This is a genomic window from Xanthomonas dyei, from assembly GCF_002939865.1.
Taxonomy (GTDB): Bacteria; Pseudomonadota; Gammaproteobacteria; order Xanthomonadales; family Xanthomonadaceae; genus Xanthomonas; species Xanthomonas dyei.
This window is the reverse complement of record NZ_MDEE01000034.1, coordinates 1-22,594: the sequence shown is the minus strand read 5'-3', so window position 1 is coordinate 22,594 and position 22,594 is coordinate 1. Positions and strand designations below refer to the sequence as shown.

At 64.7% G+C, this 22,594-nt stretch carries 21 protein-coding genes, 2 tRNA genes and 1 pseudogene; 16 read left to right on the top strand and 8 right to left on the bottom strand.

The annotated features are described in order from the left end of the window. Positions 1-324: 324 nt before the first annotated feature. Both XdyCFBP7245_RS18125 and XdyCFBP7245_RS18120 read right to left on the bottom strand, forming a co-directional pair. A complete protein-coding gene (locus tag XdyCFBP7245_RS18125; RefSeq protein WP_104616891.1) occupies positions 325-3,258 on the bottom strand; it encodes a TonB-dependent receptor in 2,934 nt (977 codons plus the stop codon). Positions 3,259-3,515: 257 nt separating this feature from the next. After that, positions 3,516-4,487 (bottom strand): LysR family transcriptional regulator, encoded by a 972-nt coding sequence (locus tag XdyCFBP7245_RS18120; protein ID WP_104616890.1) that lies wholly within the window; start codon positions 4,485-4,487, stop codon positions 3,516-3,518. A 408-nt stretch (positions 4,488-4,895) separates the two neighbouring features. Here XdyCFBP7245_RS18120 and XdyCFBP7245_RS18110 point away from each other — a divergent pair, with 408 nt between their 5' ends. The 5 genes from XdyCFBP7245_RS18110 (at position 4,896) to fdxA (ending at position 9,076) form a co-directional block, all read left to right on the top strand. Further along, positions 4,896-5,528: a 2-dehydro-3-deoxy-6-phosphogalactonate aldolase gene (locus XdyCFBP7245_RS18110; protein ID WP_104616888.1), complete on the top strand. Its 633-nt coding sequence runs from the start codon at positions 4,896-4,898 to the stop codon at positions 5,526-5,528. Further along, positions 5,525-6,673 (top strand): galactonate dehydratase, encoded by a 1,149-nt coding sequence (dgoD, locus tag XdyCFBP7245_RS18105; RefSeq protein ID WP_104616887.1) that lies wholly within the window; start codon positions 5,525-5,527, stop codon positions 6,671-6,673. Before XdyCFBP7245_RS18110 ends, dgoD begins: the two co-directional genes overlap by 4 nt. Then, a complete protein-coding gene (locus tag XdyCFBP7245_RS18100; RefSeq protein WP_104616886.1) occupies positions 6,667-7,578 on the top strand; it encodes an SMP-30/gluconolactonase/LRE family protein in 912 nt (303 codons plus the stop codon). Before dgoD ends, XdyCFBP7245_RS18100 begins: the two co-directional genes overlap by 7 nt. Next, positions 7,575-8,453, top strand: a complete 879-nt coding sequence (locus tag XdyCFBP7245_RS18095) for a 2-dehydro-3-deoxygalactonokinase (RefSeq protein WP_104616885.1) — start codon at positions 7,575-7,577, stop codon at positions 8,451-8,453. The genes XdyCFBP7245_RS18100 and XdyCFBP7245_RS18095 overlap by 4 nt, the downstream gene beginning before the upstream one ends. A 299-nt stretch (positions 8,454-8,752) precedes the next feature. Further along, the gene (fdxA, locus tag XdyCFBP7245_RS18090) at positions 8,753-9,076 is read left to right on the top strand and encodes a ferredoxin FdxA (RefSeq protein WP_005994928.1); all 324 of its coding nucleotides are present in this window, start codon (positions 8,753-8,755) and stop codon (positions 9,074-9,076) included. 112 nt (positions 9,077-9,188) lie between these two features. Here the strand turns inward: fdxA and XdyCFBP7245_RS18085 are convergent, their stop codons facing one another. Both XdyCFBP7245_RS18085 and dapA read right to left on the bottom strand, forming a co-directional pair. Further along, positions 9,189-9,704 carry a hypothetical protein gene (locus XdyCFBP7245_RS18085; RefSeq protein WP_055844218.1) on the bottom strand — a complete coding sequence of 172 codons (516 nt, stop codon included), beginning with the start codon at positions 9,702-9,704 and terminating at the stop codon, positions 9,189-9,191. A gap of 16 nt (positions 9,705-9,720) precedes the next feature. After that, a complete protein-coding gene (dapA, locus tag XdyCFBP7245_RS18080; RefSeq protein ID WP_104616884.1) occupies positions 9,721-10,629 on the bottom strand; it encodes a 4-hydroxy-tetrahydrodipicolinate synthase in 909 nt (302 codons plus the stop codon). Positions 10,630-10,721: 92 nt separating this feature from the next. On the opposite strand from dapA, the gene XdyCFBP7245_RS18075 reads away from it, so the two are divergent. From XdyCFBP7245_RS18075 to XdyCFBP7245_RS18030, 10 genes are all read left to right on the top strand, one after another. Further along, positions 10,722-11,348, top strand: a complete 627-nt coding sequence (locus XdyCFBP7245_RS18075; RefSeq protein WP_083992831.1) for a glycine cleavage system transcriptional repressor — start codon at positions 10,722-10,724, stop codon at positions 11,346-11,348. A 13-nt stretch (positions 11,349-11,361) separates the two neighbouring features. Continuing rightward, a complete protein-coding gene (locus tag XdyCFBP7245_RS18070; RefSeq protein ID WP_104616883.1) occupies positions 11,362-11,712 on the top strand; it encodes a ribonuclease E inhibitor RraB in 351 nt (116 codons plus the stop codon). 39 nt (positions 11,713-11,751) lie between these two features. Beyond that, positions 11,752-12,234, top strand: a complete 483-nt coding sequence (locus tag XdyCFBP7245_RS18065; protein ID WP_104616882.1) for a peroxiredoxin — start codon at positions 11,752-11,754, stop codon at positions 12,232-12,234. Between the two features lie 82 nt (positions 12,235-12,316). Beyond that, entirely contained in the window at positions 12,317-13,714 is a 1,398-nt protein-coding gene (locus tag XdyCFBP7245_RS18060; RefSeq protein WP_104616881.1) for a PhoH family protein, read from the top strand. Next, on the top strand, positions 13,714-14,196 hold the full coding sequence (locus XdyCFBP7245_RS18055; RefSeq protein WP_104616880.1) for a hypothetical protein: 483 nt from the start codon (positions 13,714-13,716) through the stop codon (positions 14,194-14,196). Before XdyCFBP7245_RS18060 ends, XdyCFBP7245_RS18055 begins: the two co-directional genes overlap by 1 nt. 6 nt (positions 14,197-14,202) lie before the next feature. Then, the gene (locus XdyCFBP7245_RS18050; protein WP_104616879.1) at positions 14,203-14,871 is read left to right on the top strand and encodes a YoaK family protein; all 669 of its coding nucleotides are present in this window, start codon (positions 14,203-14,205) and stop codon (positions 14,869-14,871) included. 37 nt (positions 14,872-14,908) lie between these two features. Further along, positions 14,909-15,718, top strand: a complete 810-nt coding sequence (thiD, locus tag XdyCFBP7245_RS18045) for a bifunctional hydroxymethylpyrimidine kinase/phosphomethylpyrimidine kinase (protein ID WP_170068704.1) — start codon at positions 14,909-14,911, stop codon at positions 15,716-15,718. Continuing rightward, positions 15,715-16,620 (top strand): alpha/beta hydrolase family protein, encoded by a 906-nt coding sequence (locus tag XdyCFBP7245_RS18040; RefSeq protein ID WP_104616877.1) that lies wholly within the window; start codon positions 15,715-15,717, stop codon positions 16,618-16,620. The genes thiD and XdyCFBP7245_RS18040 overlap by 4 nt, the downstream gene beginning before the upstream one ends. 40 nt (positions 16,621-16,660) lie before the next feature. Beyond that, positions 16,661-16,737 (top strand) — tRNA-Arg (locus XdyCFBP7245_RS18035). 93 nt (positions 16,738-16,830) lie between these two features. Continuing rightward, positions 16,831-16,907 (top strand) — tRNA-Arg (locus XdyCFBP7245_RS18030). 137 nt (positions 16,908-17,044) lie between these two features. Here XdyCFBP7245_RS18030 and XdyCFBP7245_RS18025 read toward each other — a convergent pair. Continuing rightward, a complete protein-coding gene (locus tag XdyCFBP7245_RS18025; RefSeq protein WP_104616876.1) occupies positions 17,045-18,037 on the bottom strand; it encodes a DedA family protein/thiosulfate sulfurtransferase GlpE in 993 nt (330 codons plus the stop codon). 44 nt (positions 18,038-18,081) lie between these two features. After that, positions 18,082-19,026, bottom strand: coding sequence for a LysR substrate-binding domain-containing protein (locus XdyCFBP7245_RS18020; RefSeq protein WP_104616875.1), 945 nt, complete (start codon positions 19,024-19,026; stop codon positions 18,082-18,084). Positions 19,027-19,162: 136 nt separating this feature from the next. Between XdyCFBP7245_RS18020 and XdyCFBP7245_RS18015 the strand changes: the two genes are divergently transcribed. Continuing rightward, positions 19,163-19,864 carry a pirin family protein gene (locus XdyCFBP7245_RS18015; RefSeq protein WP_104616874.1) on the top strand — a complete coding sequence of 234 codons (702 nt, stop codon included), beginning with the start codon at positions 19,163-19,165 and terminating at the stop codon, positions 19,862-19,864. A 401-nt stretch (positions 19,865-20,265) separates the two neighbouring features. Here the strand turns inward: XdyCFBP7245_RS18015 and XdyCFBP7245_RS18010 are convergent, their stop codons facing one another. Then, a complete protein-coding gene (locus tag XdyCFBP7245_RS18010; protein ID WP_211287739.1) occupies positions 20,266-22,209 on the bottom strand; it encodes a methyl-accepting chemotaxis protein in 1,944 nt (647 codons plus the stop codon). Positions 22,210-22,459: 250 nt separating this feature from the next. Further along, positions 22,460-22,594 (bottom strand): annotated as a pseudogene (locus tag XdyCFBP7245_RS24300) (IS5/IS1182 family transposase); the annotation flags it as partial.

Here is a 22,594-nt window from a genome sequence, read left to right as displayed (position 1 = left end):
CTCCCAGGACGCATGTACGACTCGTTTTAGCGGGCCGGTGCGCGAACGCCCTGCCCGTCGTTGTTGCTGGCCCGCATCCGCCGCCCGGCAAGACCGGAGGCGCGGATACGCGGTCGCCCTGGCGGGCAGACCTGCGGCTGCGGCGGGAGCATAGGGCGCGGCCGTCATGCCACACCAATGAAATATTCCTGGAAAGGTATTCGTTAAAACTATAGCAAGCACGGCAAACCCGGTAGCTCCGGCATTACCGACCGGGCTACCGGACCCTCACCGACGAGCTCGACTGTGCAGATCAACGCACAGTCGAAACGTGACCGGTCGCACTTACCAGTTCATACGCAGCACCAGCGAATAGCGGCGGTCGTTGACGAAGGACGAGCGCGTGTACAGGCGCGGGTCTACTTCGCCATCCGCGTACGAGGTCGGACCCATCAGCACCTTGGTCACGGTGTTGGTCAGGTTGTTGGCCTGCACGCCCAGCTGCAGATGGTCGTTGAAGCGGTAGAAGAACGAGCCGTCGAGCTGGCCGTAGTCGTCGGCCCAGGTCGGCAGCCGGGTGGCCGCGTCGCTGGTGGTCAGCAGATAGCGCGAGCGCCAGTTGTAGGCCAGGCGCAGCGACAGCGGGCCCTTCTCGTAGATGCCGGCCAGGTTGTAGCTGCGCCGCGACAAGCCCTCCAGCGGCAGCTCGACGCCGGTCACCGTGGTGCGGGTGTACGGGTCGATGGCGGTATTGGCGCCGCCCTTGCTGTCGACGAAGGTGAAGTTGGCATTGATGCCGAAGCCGCTCATCCAGCCCGGCAGTTCGTCGAAGAACTGCGTGTAGCCCACTTCGGCGCCGCGGATGGTGCCTTCGTCGGTGTTGTACGGCCGGGTCACCAGCCACTCGCGGTTGTCGTAAGTCTCGCTGCGGGTCTGGGTGGAGAAGTAATCCTTGACCTTTTTGTAGAACAGCGTGGTGTACAGCATGTCGCTGCTGTCGAAGTACCACTCCAGCGCCGTATCGAACTGGTTGGCGGTCATCGGCTTGAGGGTCGGGTTGCCCGCAGTGCCGACGAAGTTGGTCGCATTGCCGGCGTCGTCGGTTTCCACGTTGAGCAGCACGTACGGCTGCAACTGGGTGTAATCCGGGCGCGCCATCGCCTTGGACGCAGCGATACGCCACTGCAAGGTGTCGGTGAAGCGGAAGCGCATGTTCAAGCTGGGCAGCACATTGGTGTAGCTGCCCTGGGAGTTGTTGTCGAAATACTGGCCGGTGTAACGGGCCTGCAGCTCCGGCGACACGTTCAACCCGGACAGATTCTGAAACTGACCGAAGCCTTCGGCCTGGGTCTTGGTCTGCACGATGCGCACGCCGATATTGCCGTCCACCGGCACGCCCCACGCCTCGTCGTTGCCGAAGTACAGCGCCGCATACGCGGCCTGGGTGCGCTCGAACTGCCGATTGGTGTCCTGCGGCTGATAGGTATCCGGCGCCCAGCCGTAGCCACGCAAGGCCACGATCTGCTGTTGCAGCAGATCCGACGCGCGCCGGTAATTCTTGACCAGCCCACCGTTGGGGACCACCAGCGTGGTGGGCACGTTCACGCCGCCACGGAAGAAATCGGAGAAGGTGAACCGCGACGACTCGTCGGGCAGGTATTGCGACATGGTCGCCAGGCCGTTACTGCTGCCGGGAATCGCCGCCCAGTTGTCCGACAACACGCCCCAGTTGTACCCGGAGTTCTTGTTGGTCTGGTTGCGGTCGGTGGCGCGCATGCCAAAGCGCATGAAGCGCAGCCAGCTGCTGTCCTGGAAGGTGTATTCCAGGTCCACGCGGGTGGACAGCTGACGTCCGCGGTTCTTGCCCAGGTGATCCATCGCCGCCGCCCAGAAATAATTGGACGGGTCCTGGGTAAAGCCCTGGTTGGCGATCTGCACGGTCGGATACTTGCCCGACACGTCATAGGTCAAGCCAGGCAGATAGGTCGCACTGAACACGGTGAAGTCGAGCTGGTCGTTCTCCGACTGCACCAGCTGCACATCGCCCTTGATCTGCAGGTTGTCGTTGAAATAGTGGCTGAAGCCCACCGACAGGTCAGAGGTGGTGGTCTGCTGATCGGAGTAGCGGTTGTCGGTATTGAAGCGCACGCCATCGCCGGTCAGCGCGCCGCGCCAGGAATTGGACACCGGCGAGCCGCGCTGGAAGACACCGTCCTGGTCGTACTCGAAGGTGGTGCCGGGCGCCGGGCTGATGCTGTTGTTGCTGTCGTTGAAGAACGCCGCGCGCTCCTGCCAGTTCATCTTGTAACGCGAGCGCAGGTATTGGGCGTAGATCTCGGTCTGGTCGCTGGGCTTCCACTGGAACGCTGCGGCAATCCCGTCGCGCTTGCGTTCGAAATCCAGCTGACGCCAGTTGACGCCACCGGGCACATACACCTCGCTGCGCCCGCTGCCGGCCAGTACCGCGTCGTCGGTGCGCCGCACATACGGCTCCACCTGGATGCCGTCCGAGCGCGTCGCCAGTTCCGAATGGGCGATATCGATCATGAAGCCCATTTCGCCGACGCCGGTCTGCCAGCGATCGCTGAACAGGAACGACGCCGACGGCTTGTACTTCTTGCTCATGTCGCCGTAGTTGACGTCGATATTGCCGCCGACGATGCGCCCCGGGTTGTCGAACGGCATGCGCGTGCGCAGGTTGACCGTGCCGCCCAGACCGCCTTCGATGATTTCTGCCGAGGGATTCTTGTACACGTCCACGCCGGCCATCAACTCGGCCGGTACGTCTTCAAAGCTCAAGCCACGGCCGCTGGCGGCGCTGAAGATATCGCGGCCATTGAGTTCGCCGCGCACCTGGGTCAGGCCTCGGATCATCACGCCACTGCCTTCGGCCGAAAAGTGGTCCGGGTCGCTGCGCGCCGCAAAGTGGTCGATGGTCACGCCGCTGACGCGCTGCAAGGTTTCGGTGACGCTGCGGTCGGGCAGCGCACCGATGTCTTCGGCGCTGACCGAATCCACGATCTGGGTAGAGTCGCGCTTGATCACCTGCGACTTGATCAGGCTGGCGCGCACACCGCGCACCTCCACCGTATCCAGATCCACGGCGCTGGCGTCGGCCTTGTTCGACACAGCGCCCGGCGACGATTGCGCCTGTTGCGCGTACACCGGTGCGGCAAGCAATACGCCGATGCTGACGGCCATGGCGGAATGACGCAGATGTTGCAGACGACGGGCGCGCACGCCCGTACCTGCCGAGGCATGGCTTGAAAACTTGGACATCTGAATCCCTCCCAGGACGCAAGACGACTGAAGACTGGTTGTCGCGGCGCAAGACGCCCCGCGTGATCAGGTGAGACAGGCGCTGATGCCGGTCTTCACCGTTACTTACATGGCGGCTTGGCCGCCGATCACCTGCCCGACTTCACGTGCGCTTCAGCGTGCGATCTGGCGCACAGATATAGGCGCACGGTCTAGCGTCAGCCAATGAAAAATTCACGGACTGGTATTACCCCAGGGAATACAAATGGAAGAGCCCGCTAGCCAAGGGATTCCGGCCCGCGCAGACCGGGGTACAAGCGGCGCGCGGTGGTCCGCAGCGCTTGCAGGATGCGCTCGGCGCCCGGCGGCAGGATGTAATCGCGCCGACGGATGATGCCGAACGACTCCATCCGCACCCCCAGCTCGATCGGCAGCACGGTCAGCAACTTGGCCTGGATCAGCGGCGCCACCGATTCCACCGGCAGCGCGGTCAGCATGTCGGTGCCGCGCAACAGGGTGGAGGTCACCGGCAACGACGAGGTTTCGATGGCGTTGGTCGGCGTCTGCACGCCGTGCTCCATGAACATTGAATCCAGCCGCGCACGCAGCACGCTGTCGGCCGGCGGCAGGATCCAGCCATACCGCACCAGGTCCGCATGCTGCAGGCCGACCCGGCTGGCCAGCGGGTGGCCGGCACGGGCGATCACCGAATGCGGCTCATCGGCCAGCGGCTCGAACTCCAGTTCGCCCACGCCTTCCGGGCCCAGGATGCGGCCGATCACGATGTCCAGCTGACCATCCAGCAACTTGGCAACGAGCGGGCGGCTGTAGTCCATCTCCACCCGCACCAGGATGTCCGGAAACTCGCGCTTGACCTCGGCAATCGCCTGCGGCACCAGATTGGTGCCTGGATTGACCACGGTCCCGATCGAGGCCTGACCCATGCGGCCGGCCCGCAACGCGGCGATTTCTTCCTGCGCCCGGCCGATCTCCGACATCGCCGCACGGGCACGCCGGATCAGCACATGGCCGTACCAGGTGGGCTCCACGCCGCGGGCATGCCGCTCGAACAATTTCACCCCCAGCATGTCTTCCATCTCGGCCAGCAGCTTGGAGGCGGCCGGCTGGGTCATGCTGGCGGCCTCGGCCGCACGCAATACCGAGCGTTGTTCGTGCAGATGTAGCAACAGCAGCAGTTGGCGCGTCTTGAGGCGGGCTGCGTTGAACCAGGGAGTACCGGAATTTGCCATGGGGTGCGATTGCGGCCGTGTATTCGTCGGGGGAATAGAATATGCCGAAAATTTCATTTGCAGCACATATCTCCCCGGGCGAGGCTAGCGCTCGCCGCAGCAGGAGCCCCTACCTCCCGGGCGCGGCCAGAACAGACGTGACCATCTTTGATTTAGGTGGCGACACGCACGCCATGACTGCGGAGGTGGACGACGATGACGGCATCTTGCCGGCCATTTATGGGCCATAGCGCGACGCATGCACGTGCGACACCTACGCATTGCCCAATCGCACGCAGGCCCTCCCGCACTTCGTTTTTCTCTCCGGATGTGCAGCCGCAGCCTCTGCTTGCCGCGCGCAGTTGCGCAAGCTCCCCCCGACGCTTCTGGCCGTCAACGGCCGCTTTCAGATCTATCGCGAGTAACAGCATGACTTCACAGACCACCGCCAGCCTGTTCACCTTGCCGCTGATTGCCATCCTGCGTGGCATCACGCCGGAAGACACGCTCGCCCATGTCGGCGCGCTGATCGACGCCGGCTTCGATGCGATCGAGATCCCGCTCAATTCGCCGCGTTGGCAGCAGAGCATCGCGCTGGCCCAGCAGACCTATGGCGAGCGCGCCTGGATCGGTGCCGGCACCGTGCTGCGCAACGAAGACGTCGACACCCTGGCCGACATCGGTGCGCGCTTCATCGTCACCCCCAACACGCGCCCCAGCCTGATCCGCCATGCGGTGTCGCGCGGGCTGACCGTGGTGGCCGGCTTCGCCACCGCCAGCGAGGCGTTCGACGCCATCGATGCCGGCGCAACGATCCTGAAGCTGTTCCCGGCCGCAACCTATGGCGCTGCGCATGTGCGCGCGCTGCGCTCGGTGCTGCCCACCCACATTCCGGTCTACGTGGTCGGCGGCGTCAACCCGCAGAGCCTGGCCGGCTTCATCGCCCAGGGCGCCGCCGGCGCCGGCATCGGTGGCGAACTGTACAAACCCGCGCAATCACTCGAAACGACCCAGACGCATGCACGCAACTTCGTGCAGGCCTACCAGGAACTGCAAGGATGAAGATCACCCGCCTCACCACCTACCACGCCGCACCGCGCTGGTTGTTCCTCAAGGTCGAGACCGACGAGGGCATCACCGGCTGGGGCGAGCCGGTCATCGAAGGACGCGCGCGTAGCGTGGAAGCGGCCGTGCACGAACTGGCCGGCTATGTGGTCGGCAAGGACCCGGCGCGCATCAACGACTTGTGGCAGACCATGTACCGCGCCGGGTTCTACCGCGGCGGCGCCATCCTGATGAGCGCCATCGCCGGTATCGACCAGGCGCTGTGGGACATCAAGGGCAAGGCGCTGGGCGTGCCGGTGTACGAGCTGCTGGGCGGGCTGGTGCGCGATCGCATGAAGACCTACCGCTGGGTCGGCGGCGACCGCCCCGGCGCCATCATCCAGCAGATCACCGACTACCGCGCGCTGGGCTTTGACACCTTCAAGTTCAACGGCACCGAGGAAATGAAGCTGATCGACAGCGCACGCGCCGTCGATGCCGCCGTGGTCAAGGTCGCCGAAATCCGCGAAGCCTTCGGCAACGCCATCGACTTCGGTATCGACTTCCACGGTCGCGTCGGCGCGCCGATGGCCAAGGCGTTGCTGCGCGAGCTCGAACCGTTCAAGCCGCTGTTCGTCGAAGAACCGGTGCTGGCCGAACAGGCCGAGTACTACCCGCGCCTGGCCGCCAGCACCTCGATCCCGCTGGCTGCCGGCGAGCGCATGTTTTCGCGCTTCGAATTCAAGAACGTGCTGTGTGCCGGCGGCATCGGCATGGTGCAGCCGGACCTGTCGCATGCCGGCGGCATCACCGAGTGCGTCAAGATCGCCGCGATGGCCGAAGCCTACGATGTCGGCTTCGCTCCGCACTGCCCGCTCGGCCCGATCGCGCTGGCTGCGTGTCTGCACGTGGACTTCGTCTCGCACAACGCGGTACTGCAGGAACAGAGCATCGGCATCCATTACAACGAAGGCGCCGACCTGCTCGATTACGTCATCAATAAAGACGATTTTCAGTGCGTGGATGGCAGTATCGCCGCACTGCCCAAGCCCGGGCTCGGTGTGGAGATCGACGAAGAGATGCTCAAGCGCGCAAACGAAAATCCGCCTGACTGGCGCAACCCGGTGTGGCGCCACGCCGACGGCAGCATCGCCGAATGGTGAGCATGCCCGAGCACACCGCCGTACTGGCGGTCGACAGTCGCTGCACGCATGGCGAAGGCGTGCTGTGGTGCGAACAGCGCCAGGCGCTGTACTGGGTCGACATCAGCGAAAAACGCCTGTGGCGGCATCATCCGGCCAGCGCGCAGACACGTTACTGGACGCTGCCCGATCGCCCCGGCTGCCTCGGCCTGATGAACGACGGCCGCCTGCTGATCGCATTGGCCAAGGCCATCGGCATCGCCGACCCGGACAGCACCGAAGAAGATGTCTTGCCATTCGAAAAACTGGCCGATATCGAGACAGACAACCCGCTGACGCGCAGCAACGATGGCCGCGCCGATCGGCACGGCAATCTGGTGTTCGGCACCATGGACGAACACGACAACAAGGCCGCGCGCGGCGCGATGTATCAGTTCTCGCTGAAGCACGGCCTCCGCGCATTGCCGTTGCCGGGCGTGTCGATCCCCAACTCGATCTGCTTCAGCCTCGACGGCCGCACGCTGTATTACTGCGACTCGGTGCGCCCGCAGATACTGTGCTGCGACTACGACCCGGAGACCGCGCAAACCAGCAACACGCGCGTGTTCGCCACCCTGGACCGCGACGACGCCGAGCCGGACGGCTCGATCATCGACAGCGAAGGCCATCTGTGGAATGCGCAGTGGCGCGCCTCACGCGTGGTGCGCTATCGCCCCGACGGCAGCGTCGAGCGCATCGTGCACCTGCCGGTCAAACATCCCACCTGCAGTTCTTTCGGTGGCGCAGCGCTGGATCGCCTGCACGTGATCTCCTCGCGCCTGGACCATAGCGCCGAAGAACTCGCACGCATGCCAGAAGCCGGCGGCCTGTTCGTCTGCGACGTCGCCATCGCCGGCCTGCCCGAAAGCCGGGTGGCCAGCGCATGATCGCGGTCGATTGGGGTACCAGCAGCCTGCGTGCCTACCTGCTCGACGCCACCGGCGCCGTGCTCGATCAACGCCGCGGCAGCGACGGCATCCTCGCCTGCCAGGGCCGCTTCGGCGAGGTCCTGCGCGCATTGATCGACGGCTGGGACGGCCCGATCGTGCTGTCAGGCATGATCGGCAGCCGCAACGGCTGGGTCGAGCAGGCCTACCTGCCCTGCCCGGCCGACATCGCCGCACTGGCTGCCGCCATGCGCCGCTACGACGATCTGCTGCCCGGCCGCACGCTGTGGTTCGTCCCCGGCGTCAGCACCGGCGCGCAGCACGGCGTGCCGGATGTCATGCGCGGCGAAGAAACCCAACTGGTCGGCCTGATCGCCGCACTTGGCGATGGCGACCACATCGCCTGCCTGCCCGGCACGCACAGCAAATGGGCGACGATCGCCAACGGCCAGCTGACCGACTTCGCCACCGTCATGACCGGCGAGCTGTACGCGGTGCTGCGCCAGCACAGCATCCTCGGCAAGCTGATGCCCGACGACCATGGCGATCTCGATGAGGCCGCATTCCTGTCAGGCGTGGATCGCAGCGCCGAACCCGGCGGCCTCAGTCACCACTTGTTCGGCACCCGCACGCTGGGCCTGTTCGACCGCCTCAGTGCACAGGCCCTGCCCTCGTACCTCTCGGGCCTGCTCATCGGCCACGAGCTACGCGAGCATCGCGGCAGCCAAGCCACTGTGCACCTGGTCGGTAGCCCCGCCCTGGCGCAACGCTACGCCCTGGCGTTGACGCACCTGGGCGTCGCCACCCAAGCACACCCGGAAGACCTGGCCGCCACCGGCCTGTTCGCCCTGGCCCGGCAACATGGCCTGACCTGAGTTCCCTGAGGGGGAGACAGGACGCAAAGTCCTTCTCCCCGTGGGGCGAGAAGGCACGGCTTGCGCGCCATCGACGCGCGCCTTGGAGCGCCCGCGCCGCAAGCGGGGGGCCGGGGCGCGGAGCGGGGGTTGGGGTGAGGGTACGGCGGAAGACAGCCAACCCACCCCGGGAGATCCAGGCATCAAGGCACCCACAGACCACGATCACTCCACCATCTGCGCGGCAAACAATCTGCACCCCACCTCACACCCACCACCCGACTGCTTTAGAATTGCCAGGCTAAACGCCGGATTCCGCCATGCCTTTTGTTGTCACCGAAAACTGCATCAAGTGCAAATACACCGACTGCGTCGAGGTCTGCCCGGTGGATTGCTTCCACGTCGGCCCGAATTTCCTGGTCATCGACCCGGACGAGTGCATCGACTGCACCCTGTGCGAGCCAGAGTGCCCGGCCAACGCGATCTACCCGGAAGATGACGTGCCCGCAGGCCAGGAAGGCTTCGTCGCGCTCAACGCCGAACTGGCCAAGGCCTGGCCGGTGCTGACCGTGCGCCAGGAGCCCCTGCCCGATGCGGCAGACTGGGACGGCAAACCGAACAAACTACCGCTGCTGCAGCGCTAAGGCGCTGTCCCGACGCGCGACAGCATCCCTGCCGCGCGGCCACACCGCAGCAAACGCAAAACGAGCGCCCTGAGCGCCCGTTTCGCTATTCGGCCATGGCCGAACCACTCACTCAGCCGCCGAGCTTGCCCTTCAGCGCGCTGATCACCGCCACCGGTGCCGCAGCCGTGGCCGGCATGCCGCGCGGATCCACTGCCGACACGTAGCTGCCCGCCTCGACCTTGACCACGCGCACCAGGAAGCTGGAACCCTCGTAGCTCACGTCGTAAGAGCCCAGCATCTGCGCCTTGCTGGCGACCGTCAGGCCGGGAATCTCGGCCAGCGCCGTGCCGACCTTGGCAAACACCTCATCGCGCTCGCCCGGCACGGTAAAACCGCTGTTGGCGCTTGCCGACGGCGGCGTGTTGGTCTGCTGGGTGGTCGACGCCAGGGTCGGCACCTTCATCGCACCGGAGGTGTCGGGCAGGTTCAGATCCGGCGGCACTTCCAGCGGGCGGGCTTCCGGGGCCAACGCATAGTCGCCGCGCGCGCCCTTGTGAAACCAGCTGCAACCACTCGTGGCGGCGACGGTGGCGGTCGCCAGCAACGCGAGCGACAGCACGCGGACGGGGGAAACGGAATGACGCATCGATAGATCTCCTGGGTCAGGCCGCGAGCATTTCGCGGCTGGAAAGTGCTTCCAACGCAACGGCGTCGGCGGCAAGGCGGTCGGCGGCAGGCTGGTGCGCCGTAGAAAGTGGCAGCAGCGGCAAGCGCAGGCCGTGCCCGATCCCGGCGCGCTGCAGCAGCGCCTTGACCGGGATGGGATTGGATTCGATCCCGCAGAAGCTATGGTATTCGCTCAGGCGCGCATCCCAGGCGATGGCCGCATCGCGCTGGCCATCGCGGGCCAGATCGCACAAGCGCCGGTATGCCGACGGCAATGCGTTGGACGCCACCGAGATCAGCCCTTGGGCGCCGGCCAGCATCGATTGCGCGGCGCTGCCGTCATCGCCACTGAGCACCACAAAGGAGTCGCTGCGCAACGCCATCAGCGCGGCGATGCGCTCTGGCTCGCTACGCGCTTCCTTGATGCCGACGATGTTGGGGTGATCGACCAGCTCTGCCACCGTCTCCGGCAGCAGATCGCAGCCGGTGCGGCCGGGCACGTTGTACAACACCAGCGGCAACCCGCCGTTGTCGGCCACGGCCAGAAAATGCGCCTTCAACCCTGCCTGGGTCGGGCGCACGTACGGCGGCGTCACCACCAGCGCGTACTGCGCGCCCAGCGCGGCGGCGCGGCGCGTCTGCGCAATGGTTTTTGCGGTGCCGGACAGCCCGGTACCCGCCAGCACCGGCACCCGGCCTGCAACCTGGGCAACGGCGGCGCGCAGCAAGGTGTCGTATTCGTCGTCGCTCAGCGCGGCGGCTTCACCGGTGGAGCCAGCGACCACGATTCCCTGCACGCCACCGTGCAGCTGCTGCTCCAGCAGCCGCCGCCAGGCATCCAGGTCGAGTGCGCCGTCCGGCCCGAAGGGGGTCGCCAGCGCGGTGATGATGCCGGAAAGGGACAAGATTCTGCTGCTCTTACGTAACTGAGGAGGCCCGCGCGCACACGGGTTGCGACCGCCTGCATGTTACTTGCGGCGCGAAACCACGGGCAAGTATGCTGGTCACCGCCAGGGCGCCTGCCCGGGCGGCCATTCAGCCTGATGCAATGCCGGAAGCCCCTTTGACTGACTCTACACCCCGGCCTTCGCCGACCGAAAATCACCTCCTGATCAACGCCTACACGACGCATCCGGAGTCCCCCCTATTGCCTGTCACCCGCCGCATCGCCGATAGCGGCTGCAATCTCGTGGACGCTCGCCTGGCCACGGTGGGGCGCGATGTCTCGGTCACCGCACTGGCCACCGGCTCCTGGGATTCGGTCGCCAAGCTCGAAGCCATGCTGACCCGACTCGAACGCGAGGAAGGCCTCAAGCTGGTCTGGTACCGCACCGGCCCCAAGCAGACCCAGTCCAACCTGCTGCCGTACATCGTGGAAGTGATCGCCGCCGACAAGCAGGGCATCCTGTTCCAGCTGGCCGATTTCTTCGACCGCCAGGGCATCACCATCGAAAACCTGCAAAGCACCCGCTACCGCGCCATGCAGACCGGCGCGGAGATGTTCTCTGCGCAGGTGACCATCGGGGTACCTGCCAACATGCACATCGCCGCGTTGCGCGATGATTTCCTGGAATTCTGTGATCACCTCAATCTCGACGCGATCATGGACCCGATGAAGTTCTAAGGCAGACGCACCGATGGCCATCGCCCAATCCGCGCTGAAACAGATGTTCGATCACATCCGCTCCGAGACCGACTGGAATCTCGACGGTCCGTTGCGCTGGGAATACTTCTTCGCCGACCCGGCGCAGCAGCCGCTGCAAAAACTTGCCGAGCAACTGACCACGGACGGCTACCGCGTCATCGACATCTTCCTGGGCGAACGCGACGAAGACGATGGCGACGACGAAGAATCGTATTTTCTGCATGTGGACAAGCTGGAACAGCACACCATCGAATCGCTGAATCAGCGCAATGCGCAGTTCGATGCACTCGCCAAACGTTTCCATGTAGCTGCTTATGATGGAATGGACGTCGGGCCGGCCTGATCGGCCGCCGACCGCCTCTCCACTTCAGGCTGAGCAACGATGACCGACGCTGTACTGGAACTGCCCGCAACCACCCTCGACCTGCCGCTGGCGCTGTCCGGCGGCACCCAGACCACCCTGCGCGGCTATGCCGGCACGTGGGTGGTGCTGTACTTCTACCCGAAGGACAGCACGCCCGGCTGCACTACCGAAGGCCTGGACTTCAATGCATTGCTGCCGGACTTCAAGAAAGCCGGCGCTGCCATCCTGGGCGTCTCGCGCGATTCGGTGAAGTCGCACGACAACTTCTGCGCCAAGCAAGGCTTCAACTTCCCGTTGATCAGCGATGGCGACGAGGCGCTGTGCGGCGCCTTCGACGTGATCAAGGAAAAGAACATGTACGGCAAGCAGGTGCTCGGCATCGAGCGCAGCACCTTCCTGCTCTCGCCCGAGGGGCGCGTCGTGCAGGCCTGGCGCAAGGTCAAGGTCGCCGGCCATGCCGAGGCCGTGCTGGCGGCAGTCAAGGCGCACGCCAAACAGTGACGCCCCTGGTTTCCCGTGTCCTCCATCACCCTGCATGTGCAGGCGTGATGGCTCGCCCCTGCTCCATCACTTGGAAGACCCAATGACCCGAGGCAAGCGCATCTACGTGCTGGACACCAACGTGCTGATGCACGATCCCACCTCGCTGTTCAAGTTCGAAGAACACGATGTGTTCCTTCCGATGCAGGTGATCGAAGAACTCGACAGCGCCAAGAAGGGCACCTCCGAAGTCAGCCGCAACGCGCGCCAAGTCAGCCGCTTCCTGGACGAGCTGCTGGAAAACACCGACGCCGAGCAGATTCAGGCCGGCATCCTGCTCAGTCACCCGCAAGGCATCCAGCTCAAGGGCCAAGCCGCGATCGGCCGGCTGTATTTCCAGATCCACCCGATCGACCCGGGCCGCACTTTCGGCGCGATGCTGCCGGACAACAAGATCCTGGCCTCGGTGCTGGCGCTGCGCGAAGAAAACCCGGATGTGCCTGTCATTCTGGTGTCCAAGGACATCAACCTGCGCATCAAGGCCTACATCAGCGGCCTGGTGGCCGAGGACTACCAGAACGACCGCGCGTTGGACGATTTCAGTCTGCTGTTCACCGGTGCCATCGAGTTGCCGGAAGACTTCTGGCAAAAGCACAACGAGGACCTGCGCAGCTGGAACGAGCGCGGCCGCACCCATTACGAGATCGTGCTGGCCGACGACGAAGACTGGTACCCGAACCAGTACCTGTATCTGCCGGGCGAAGACGACGTGGAACTGCGCGTGGCCAAGGTCGGCGGCGGCAAGGCCACACTGTGCCTGGTGGATGATTTCCGCCACACCCAGCATGCGGTCTGGGGCATCGCCGCGCGCAACCGCGAGCAGAACTTTGCGCTCAACGCGCTGATGGACCCGGAGATCGATTTCGTCACGTTGCTCGGTACCGCCGGCACCGGCAAGACCCTGCTCGCGCTGGCCGCGGGCCTGGCGCAGACGATGGACCAGCAGCGCTACCGCGAAATCATCATGACCCGCGCCACCGTCAGCGTGGGCGAAGACATCGGCTTTTTGCCCGGCACCGAAGAAGAAAAGATGACGCCGTGGATGGGCGCGCTCACCGACAACCTGGAAGTGCTCACCCACAACCAGGACGGCGGCTCGTGGGGCCGTGCGGCCACCAACGACCTGCTCGCCAGCCGCATCAAGATCCGCTCGATGAACTTCATGCGCGGCCGCACCTTCCTGTCGCGCTATCTGATTCTGGACGAGGCGCAAAACCTCACCCCGAAGCAGATGAAGACGCTGATCACCCGCGCCGGCCCCGGCACCAAGATCGTCTGTCTGGGCAACGTCGAACAGATCGACACGCCCTATCTGACCGAGACCACGTCCGGCCTGACCTACGCAGTGGATCGCTTCAAGGCCTGGCCGCACAGCGCGCATATCACGCTGCGCCGTGGCGAACGTTCGCGTCTGGCGGACTTCGCCTCGGAGGTGTTGTGATGCGAACGCTTCGCAGCGCCACTGCCCTTGCAGTGCTCGCGCTGGCAGGCTGTGCGACCACGCAGGCACCATCGACAGTGCCGACCAACCTCAAGAGCGGGCAGTCGTGGATCATCACCCGCCAGAGCGTCGCCGAGCAGGTGCTGGACACCTGCTCGCGCGACAGTCCGGCGCGTCATCCGGGCCAGATCACCGGCTATTGGGAACCGAGCCATCAACAGATCGAGCAGCTCGAATCCCGGCAGGATGCGTTGACCCCGACCATCGCCGAGCCGCGCGAGTTCGACCGGCAATATGTGGGCGTGGTGATCGAGGGCCAGCAGCTGATCTACATCAATGCCTTCAAGCTGCCCAACGACCCGCCGGTGAAACCGGCGCGAGAAGCGATCAAGGTCTGCGACGGCGGTAGCGCCTTCTGGGGTGCGCTGTACGACCCGCAGACCGGCGGGTTTTCGCAGATCGCGGTCAACGGCACGCCCTGACGCGAGATGGGAATCCTGCTGCCGCGCTGGGTCTGGGTTGGCGCGGTGGCATTGTCGAGCGTGGCCGGCATGGTCAACGTGGTCGGCTACCTGGGCTCGGAGCACCAGGTGGTCAGCCACCTCACCGGCACGACCAGCCTGCTCGGCGTTGCTCTGGTGCAAAACACCGCGCCGGAAATCGGCTTTCTCTGGGGCATCCTCATTGCCTTCTGCGCAGGCGCCATGCTCAGCGGACTGATCATCCAGGACGATGTCTTGCGGCTTGGACAGCGCTACGGCGCGGCGCTGCTGATCGAGGCACTGCTGTTGCTGGCTGCGATTCCGCTGTTCAAACTGCATCATGTCGGCGGCGTGCTGTTCGCCGCTGGCGCCTGCGGCCTGCAGAATGCGATGGCGACCACCCTCAGTGGCGCAGCGGTCCGCACCACGCATTTGAGCGGCATGTTCACCGACCTGGGCATCGGCCTGGGGCACCTGCTGCGCGGGCGCCCGCTGCAAGTGCGTCGACTCACGTTGAGCGGGCTGATCATCAGTGGCTTTCTTGGCGGCAGCGTCCTGGGCACGTTGTTGTTCCAGCGCTGGCAGTACGACGCGCTCTACCTGCCAGCCAGCCTCACCGGATTGACCGGTGTCGGCTACGTCGCCTACCTGCAATGGCGTCGCTGGCGCACCTGATCCGCACATCCTCCAGGTAGCAGTGCAGAATCGGCGCATGACCACGCCCAGCACCCTGTCCGCATTGACCATCGCCGGCTCAGACTCCGGCGGTGGTGCCGGCATCCAGGCCGATCTCAAAACCTTCGCCGCGCATCGCGTGCATGGCTTGTCGGCGATTGCCGCATTGACCGCACAGCACACGCGTGCCGTCACCGCGGTGCACATCCCGCCCATCGCATTTTTGCGCGCACAAGTGGATGCCTGCTTCGCCGATTTCCAGATCCAGGCCGTCAAACTCGGCATGTTGGCCAATGCCGAGGTCATCCACTGCGTGGCGGACCTGCTCGAAGCCCATCGCCCGCCCTTCATCGTGCTGGACCCGGTCATGGTGGCCACCAGTGGCGCACGCCTGCTCGAGGACGCTGCGCTGGATGCGCTGCGTACCCGCCTGCTTCCACTGGCAACCTTGATCACGCCCAATACGCCGGAAGCCGAGCTGCTGACCGGCCGCCGCATCGACACAGCCGACGCCGCAGAACATGCGACCGCCGCGCTGCTGGAGCTGGGTGCGAACGCCGTGCTGCTCAAGGGCGGCCATCTGCGTGAAGGCGCGCGCGTGATCGATCGCTTCGACGACGGCGTCACCCAGGACGTGTTCATGCATCCACGTGTGGACGTCGACGCGCACGGCACCGGCTGCAGCCTGTCGGCAGCGATTGCCGCGCAACTGTGCCAGGGCCTGTCGCTGCTCAATGCTTGCGAAGCCGCAATTGACTATGTGGCGCGTGCCATTCGCCTGGGGCAGCGCCCTGGGCACAGCGAGGTACTGGTGCTCGACCACTTCGGCGCTGCCCCAACGGGATGAGTGTGCACAGCGCCGCATTGGCTGCCAGCGCGGCGGATGGACATCGCTGGGAAGTGATGCGCATCGCACCGGCGCAACCGATCGCCACCTTGCTGTGGCTGCCGGCGTTGGGCGTGGCAGCGCGGCATTACCAAGCGTTCGCCCATGCGTTGGCCGCTGCCGGAATCGCGGTGTATCTGCACGAATGGCGCGGCAATGGCAGCAGCACGCTGCGGCCATCGCGTCGATACGATTGGGGCTATCGCATACTGCTTGGCGATGACATCCCGGCCAGCCAGGCACTGATGGAGCGTCACGACCCGCAGCACCCGCGCATCGTCGGCGGGCACAGCCTGGGTGGGCAGCTGGCCTGCTGTCATGCCGCGTTGCAGGCGTCGCGATCGCCGTCGCAAGTCGACTGGCCTCTGACCCAGCTATGGCTGGTTGCCCGCGGCTCGCCGTATTGGCGTAACTTTCCGCGCCCGATGCGCTACGGGCTGCCGCTGGTGTATCGCGCCCTGCCCTGGCTTGCACGCTTGCAAGGCGTGCTGCACGGGCGATCGCTCGGCTTTGGCGGCACCGAGGCACGCAGCCTGATCGGCGACTGGGCGCAGGTCGGACGCAGCAATCGCTATCGCGCTGCAGGCAGTGGCTGGGATCTGGAGCGCGCACTGAGCACGGTGACGGTACCGATCAAGGCGCTGACTTTCGCCCACGATCATTTCGGCCCCGCCGCGGCGCTGCATGCACTGCTGCACAAGATGCCGCAGGCGCATGCAAAGGTGCAGCAGTTGGACGATGCGCAACTGGGCGTGCGCAGCGATCACTTTGCATGGATGAAGGCACCTGGCGCCGTTGCGGCTGCGCTGCAACGCATGCGTGCCGATGCAGTCGGCGACGATCGAATTTCACAAAGGGATTGACGAGTACGTCGGGCATCCGCATAATTCCGCTCCTGACGAGGCGCCCGTAGCTCAGTTGGATAGAGTACCTGGCTACGAACCAGGCGGTCGGGAGTTCGAATCTCTCCGGGCGCACCATCTTCAGGAACAAAAAAAGACAGCATTCAACCGCTGTTTTTTCGGTTAAAAAGTCCGGTTGCATTGCATCGGATTGCAAGTCAAACAAGATATGCGCCCGTAGCTCAGTTGGATAGAGTACCTGGCTACGAACCAGGCGGTCGGGAGTTCGAATCTCTCCGGGCGCACCAATCTTGAAGAAAACGACCAGCTTGCTGGTCTTTTTTTTTGCCTGTCGTTTTTGTCCTGCATCGCCTGCGAGTGCAGCGCATCGATCGCGCCGAGCGGCTGCGCTGCGGTGTCTGTTACCGACCCAGACGCAGAACGCTCACGCTGTAGCCCCCAGAGCATCCGACTCGCCGACCACCACCACCGGCACCAACGAGGTCACCGGATGCCCGGCATCGCGCCATGCATCTAGCCCGCCAAGCAACGGACGCACATCACGATATCCACGCTCGCGCATCCTGCCTGCCAGCCATGCTGCAGACACTTCATCCGGGCACGCGCAATAAATCACCACGCTGCGATCGCGCGGCACGCTGGCCAGAATCTGCGCAAGCTGGCGCTCGTCGGCAAAGACCGCGCCAGGAATCGTGTACGGCTGCAGGTCGCGATATCCTGGAGCACGGATATCCAGCACCGTCGGCCGCAGGCTCTCGTCGCCCTCCAGCAGCGGCACCAGCTCGTCCACTGCAATGCGCGCCTGTTCCAGCGAGCGCAGCAGCGTGTGACGCCGCCACCAGCGCCAGCCGACGTAGCAGGCCAGCAGCGCGGCCAACACCAGCACCGCACCGGAACCGAGCTCGGACAAGAACGCCAGCACGTCCTGCACCTGATGGGCGAACGCCGCCCCAAGCCCCAGCCCAACCAGCGCCCACAGCGAAGCGCCGAACGCGTCGTAACGCAGGAACGCGCCCGGCCGCACCCGCATCGCACCAGCCATCGGAACCGACACCATCGACAGGCCCGGTACGAACTTGGCCACTGCCAGCACGCGCACGCCCCACCGCGAGAAGAATCGCTCGGTCTGCTTCATGCAGGTATCGCGCGACAGCGACAACCGGCACAGCGACTGCAAGGTACGATTGCCGAAGCGGCGGCCTGCCAGATACCACACCAGGTCGCCAAGCAGACTCGCCAGCACCGACACGCCCCACGCGGCAAGACCCGCCAGCCACGCCTCGCTACCACCGCGCAGCGCGTAACCGGCGCCGACCAGCACCAGCGTCGGCAGCGCCGGCACCGGAAGCCCGAGCGACAATGCCAGCACGTTGGCAAACACCAGCGCCAATCCGTACTGTTCGATCAAGCCTTGCATGCGAGGACCCTGCGCGACGGCGAACGGCCATTATCCGCTCTTGATCACGCTTGCGACTGCCCGGCGGCAGCGAAACGATACGTTTCGGCAAGCGCCTGCAACCATCGCTCGAACAAACCGTCGGCACGCAAGGCGCGCCGCCACCAGCCGAGCGCTTCGCCCTCTTCGCCCGGACGCCACGCCAGGTAGAAAGTTTCGTCGGCCTTGTGCGTTTCCACCGGCACCTTGCGCAAATGGCCCTCCCGCAGCGCGCCCTGCGCATACGGCTCAGGCAGAAACCCGTAGCCTGCCCCCGCCAATTGCAGCAGCAACTTGGTCTGCATGTCCGGCACGGTCAGCACGTCGCGGCCGGACAACAAACCGACAGTACGCGGCAGCAGACGCCGTGCCGAATCGGCCACGGCAATCGCGCGATGGTCGGCCAGCTCGGTCGCGCCGAGCAGCTGCGCGCCCGCCAGCGGATGCGTCGCCGCCACCGCGAACACAAAGCGCACGCTGCCGATCTGTTCGGCGACATAACCGCCGCCGCTGGGCCCCTCGCCCGCCGCCACGATCAGATCCACGCGCCGGTCCAGCAACGCCTCCCAGCTGCCGGACAGCGACTCGCTGAGTACGCGTAGCCGCGTGCTGTCGGCCACGGCGTAGAAGTCCAGGATCTGCGCCTGCAGCAGCGCAGCCGGCAACATCGCATCCAAGCCGATCGCAAAGTCCGACTCCCAGCCCGAGGCCACCCGCCGCACGCGCACCTCCAGCTCCTGGGCGGCCCGCAGCAGGTTGCGTCCTTCGCGCAGCAGCTCGCGCCCGGCCTGGGTCGGCGTTGCTTTCGGCCCCACCCGCTCGAACAGCTGCACACCCAGATCGTCTTCCAGCTTGGAAACCGTGTAGGAGATGGTGGATGGCACCTTGAACAACACCTTGGCCGCCGCAGCGAACGAGCCGCGGCGGTCGATCGCATCCAGGATCTGCAACGCTTCCAGGCTGATTTTCATTATTCGAATTTTTCGATGGTAGCAGCCAAATCTACTCGCTTTTTCTCTCGCCGGCAGAGGTGGAGACTACGCATCAAGCCGCTGGGACACCAATCCCACCCCCAGCGCCAATTCGAATCTTTCAAGGAGAAGCAACATGTTGAATGTCCGCAAGAGCGAAACCCGTGGCCGCGCCGAGCATGGCTGGCTGTCCTCGCGCCACACCTTCTCCTTCGCCAGCTACCACGACCCGCGCCACATGGGCATCGGCCCGCTGCGGGTGATCAACGAAGACAAGGTGACCCCAGGCGAAGGCTTCGGCACCCACGCCCACCGCGACATGGAGATCATTTCCTACGTCCTGGGCGGCGCGCTGGAGCACAAGGACAGCATGGGCACTGGTTCGGTGCTGCATTACGGTGATGTGCAGCGCATGAGCGCCGGCAGCGGCGTGACCCATAGCGAGTTCAATCATTCGTCCAGCGAGCCGGTGCACTTCCTGCAGATCTGGGTCATGCCCGAGCGCAACGGTATCGAGCCCAGCTACGAAGAAAAGCATTTCGATGCCGACAGCAAGCGTAACCAGTTGCGCCTGATCGCCTCGCCGGCCGGTGACGACGGCTCGCTGCGCCTGCACCAGGACGCACGGTTGTATGCGTCGATCCTCGATGGCGACGTGCGCCTGCAGCAGCCGCTGGCAGAAGGCCGCATCGGCTACGTGCAAGTAGCCCGCGGCAGCCTGAGCGTCAATGGGCAGGCGTTGTCGGCCGGCGATGCGGTGCAGGTCATCGGCGAGCCGGAGATCGTGCTGGCCGATGCACGCGACGCCGAAGTGCTGGTATTCGATCTGCCGAAGTAAGCCGGTTGCGAACCTTGCAGCGCATGCGATGTGCATGTGCTGCAGGGGCGCTGATCGCAATACACAAGGCCCGCATTTGCGGGCTTTGTGCTGTGTGCGAGGCCTCGTTGCGACGCTGCGCGTGCGGCTTCCACGCTTGCCTGCGCTTCTGCGACCGCGCGTATCGCAAGAGTTCTATACCGCACGGCACATTGCTTCGGCGACGAAGGCAACCGTTTCACCGCCGATCCAATCTGGCCGTGAAAGCGGCGCAGCTGCGGTTATGCTGCCTGCGCTGACATGCGGGTTAAGCGGCGCGGATGGCATACGCGTCGCCACACGACATCGCGCATTGCTTCAGCAACGAAGGCAACCGCTTCGCGGCCAATCAAATCCGGCCATGGAATCGGCGCCGGCTGCGGTCACGCGGCCTGCGATTTGACCTGCCGGTTAAACGGCGTATCGAGCTGCGCAGCTCCGTCGTCATCGCCGTTGACCAGCGCAAATAGTGTGTCCGCATCGGCTTCCAGCACCCGTGCCGACCGCGCCAGGTCATCGACCATCTGCGCCTGATCGCGCGCCTGCATCCCAATGGACTGCAACGCCGTGTTCGCCGTCGAAAGGTCCTGCGCCTGCTCGTGACTGGCAGCGGCGATCTGCTCTACGGTCGCGGTGACACGCAGCACCGACGTCACCACGTCCTGCATGACCACACCGGCCTGTTCGGCAAGGCGCGAGCCGTCGCCAACCTGCCCGGCGGCATTGTCGATCAGGGAACGGATCTCCCTGGCCGACACGCCGCAACGCTGCGCCAGGCTGCGTACCTCGGTGGCGACCACCGCAAACCCGCGTCCCTGCTCGCCGGCGCGCGCTGCCTCCACCGCCGCGTTGAGCGCCAGAATATTGGTCTGAAACGCGATGCCGTCGATCACTTCGATGATCTGACCGATGCGGTCGGTTGCCGATCGAATCCCGGCGGTGGTCTTGACCACGTTGGAGATGACGTCTGCACCGCGCCGTGCCACTGCGGCCGAGTCCTCGGCCATGCGGCGTGCCGAGCCGGCATTTTCGGAATTGGTGCGCACGGTGGCGGCCAGTTGATCGATCGTGCTCGAGGTCTGCGCCACTGCCTCGGACTGTGTGGACACCCGGCTCACCAGCTCCTGATTGCTGGCAGAAATATGATGCGACTCGCGCTGCACGTTCTGCGCGATGCTCATGGTCTGCCGCATCAGCTCGCGCATGCGCTCGGCAGAGCGCACCTGATCGGTCACGTCGGTGGCGTACTTGACCACCTTGTACGGGCGCCCGGAGACGTCCAGGATCGGATTGTAGGACGCCTGGATCCACACCGCACTGCCATCCTTGCTCAGCCGGCGATAGCGCCCCGCGTCGAACTGACCACGCGCCAGCTTTGCCCAGAAATGCCGGTACTCGTCGGAGGCGCGGTAGGCCGCATCCACGAACACCCCGTGATGCTGACCAACCGCCTCTTGCGCGGAGTAACCAACAATCGCCAGGAAATTCTCGTTGGCACTCAACACACGACCGTGCAGATCGAACTCGATCACGCCCATCACCTTGTCGATGGCCTGTATGCGCCCATCCGCATCGGCCGAATCGATGACCTGACGGGTGACGTCGGTGGCGTACTTGACCACCTTGTAAGGGCGACCGAGTTCGTCGAGGACCGGGTTGTAGGACGCCTGGATCCACACTTCCCTGCCATCCTTACCAATGCGCTTGTAGCGACCGGCATCGAATGCACCGCGCCCAAGCGATTGCCAGAACGCGCGATAGGACGCCGACTGACGCGTCTGCGCCTCCACGAACATGCCGTGGTGCTTGCCGCGAATCTCATCAAGCCGATAGCCCATGACCTGCAAGAAATTCTGGTTGGCATCGAGCACCGTGCCATCCAGCGAAAATTCGATCACCGCCATCACCTTGTCGATCGCATCGATGCGCCCTTCGAAATCGGCGGTCTGACGGACCTGCTCGGTGATGTCGGTGGCGTACTTCACCACGCGGTAGGCCTTGCCCGCACGATCCAGCAACGGGTTATACGAGGCGTTGATCCAGACTTCGCGACCCTGCTTGTCCAGCCGGCAAAAACGCCCCGCATTGAAGTCGCCACGCCGCAGCGCATCCCAGAACTGGCGGTAGCTCTCGCTGTCGCGATCACTCGTCGTCACGAACATGCGGTGATGCTGGCCGACCACCTCGTCACGCCGGTACCCCATCAGCGACAGGAAGTTGGGATTGGCGTCCAGAATGCGGCCATCCAGATCGAATTCGATCACCGCCATCACCCGATCTACCGCATTGACCTTGTGCTGCAGCCCACGGCTCCAGGAAGAAAACAAGCGTCCAAGCAACGGTAGGCGCATCACGTGAAAATCCGAGATATTGGTCACGTCGTTAGCGACACACGTACGGCTTACTTGACCCCCGTCGCATGCCACAGAACCGAGCGATTCAGGCATCGGACGGCTTCTCCCTGATCGACCTCGTCATGCTCCACTCATGCTCGAAGTCGAGGCCCTCTTTATCGGGTGCACGAGGAAGACCAAGCCTTCTTCCCCGGCGCGGAAGACAGGCGCTGATTTAGAGCGGCTAACAAAACCCAGGAAGAAGCCGTAAGCAGATGATGGAGCAGGCAAGCGAGAGCAACGCCAGGTGGAGATCGATGCGGCGTTCGAAGCGGATGCGCAGCTTCCCCATGCCTGCGAACCAGGCATGGGTGCGTTC

Excerpts from the sequence above, each read along its gene's own strand:
- XdyCFBP7245_RS18125 (WP_104616891.1), bottom strand. The coding sequence starts at position 3,258 with ATGTCCAAGTTTTCAAGCCATGCCTCGGCAGGTACGGGCGTGCGCGCC.
- fdxA (WP_005994928.1), top strand. The coding sequence starts at position 8,753 with ATGCCTTTTGTTGTCACCGAAAACTGCATCAAGTGCAAATACACCGAC.
- dgoD (WP_104616887.1), top strand. The coding sequence starts at position 5,525 with ATGAAGATCACCCGCCTCACCACCTACCACGCCGCACCGCGCTGGTTG.
- XdyCFBP7245_RS18020 (WP_104616875.1), bottom strand. The coding sequence starts at position 19,026 with ATGAAAATCAGCCTGGAAGCGTTGCAGATCCTGGATGCGATCGACCGC.
- XdyCFBP7245_RS18050 (WP_104616879.1), top strand. The coding sequence starts at position 14,203 with ATGGGAATCCTGCTGCCGCGCTGGGTCTGGGTTGGCGCGGTGGCATTG.
- thiD (WP_170068704.1), top strand. The coding sequence starts at position 14,909 with ATGACCACGCCCAGCACCCTGTCCGCATTGACCATCGCCGGCTCAGAC.
- XdyCFBP7245_RS18040 (WP_104616877.1), top strand. The coding sequence starts at position 15,715 with ATGAGTGTGCACAGCGCCGCATTGGCTGCCAGCGCGGCGGATGGACAT.
- XdyCFBP7245_RS18015 (WP_104616874.1), top strand. The coding sequence starts at position 19,163 with ATGTTGAATGTCCGCAAGAGCGAAACCCGTGGCCGCGCCGAGCATGGC.
- XdyCFBP7245_RS18085 (WP_055844218.1), bottom strand. The coding sequence starts at position 9,704 with ATGCGTCATTCCGTTTCCCCCGTCCGCGTGCTGTCGCTCGCGTTGCTG.
- XdyCFBP7245_RS18120 (WP_104616890.1), bottom strand. The coding sequence starts at position 4,487 with ATGGCAAATTCCGGTACTCCCTGGTTCAACGCAGCCCGCCTCAAGACG.
- XdyCFBP7245_RS18060 (WP_104616881.1), top strand. The coding sequence starts at position 12,317 with ATGACCCGAGGCAAGCGCATCTACGTGCTGGACACCAACGTGCTGATG.
- XdyCFBP7245_RS18095 (WP_104616885.1), top strand. The coding sequence starts at position 7,575 with ATGATCGCGGTCGATTGGGGTACCAGCAGCCTGCGTGCCTACCTGCTC.
- XdyCFBP7245_RS18055 (WP_104616880.1), top strand. The coding sequence starts at position 13,714 with ATGCGAACGCTTCGCAGCGCCACTGCCCTTGCAGTGCTCGCGCTGGCA.
- XdyCFBP7245_RS18075 (WP_083992831.1), top strand. The coding sequence starts at position 10,722 with ATGCTGGTCACCGCCAGGGCGCCTGCCCGGGCGGCCATTCAGCCTGAT.
- XdyCFBP7245_RS18100 (WP_104616886.1), top strand. The coding sequence starts at position 6,667 with ATGGTGAGCATGCCCGAGCACACCGCCGTACTGGCGGTCGACAGTCGC.
- XdyCFBP7245_RS18110 (WP_104616888.1), top strand. The coding sequence starts at position 4,896 with ATGACTTCACAGACCACCGCCAGCCTGTTCACCTTGCCGCTGATTGCC.
- XdyCFBP7245_RS18025 (WP_104616876.1), bottom strand. The coding sequence starts at position 18,037 with ATGCAAGGCTTGATCGAACAGTACGGATTGGCGCTGGTGTTTGCCAAC.
- XdyCFBP7245_RS18065 (WP_104616882.1), top strand. The coding sequence starts at position 11,752 with ATGACCGACGCTGTACTGGAACTGCCCGCAACCACCCTCGACCTGCCG.
- XdyCFBP7245_RS18070 (WP_104616883.1), top strand. The coding sequence starts at position 11,362 with ATGGCCATCGCCCAATCCGCGCTGAAACAGATGTTCGATCACATCCGC.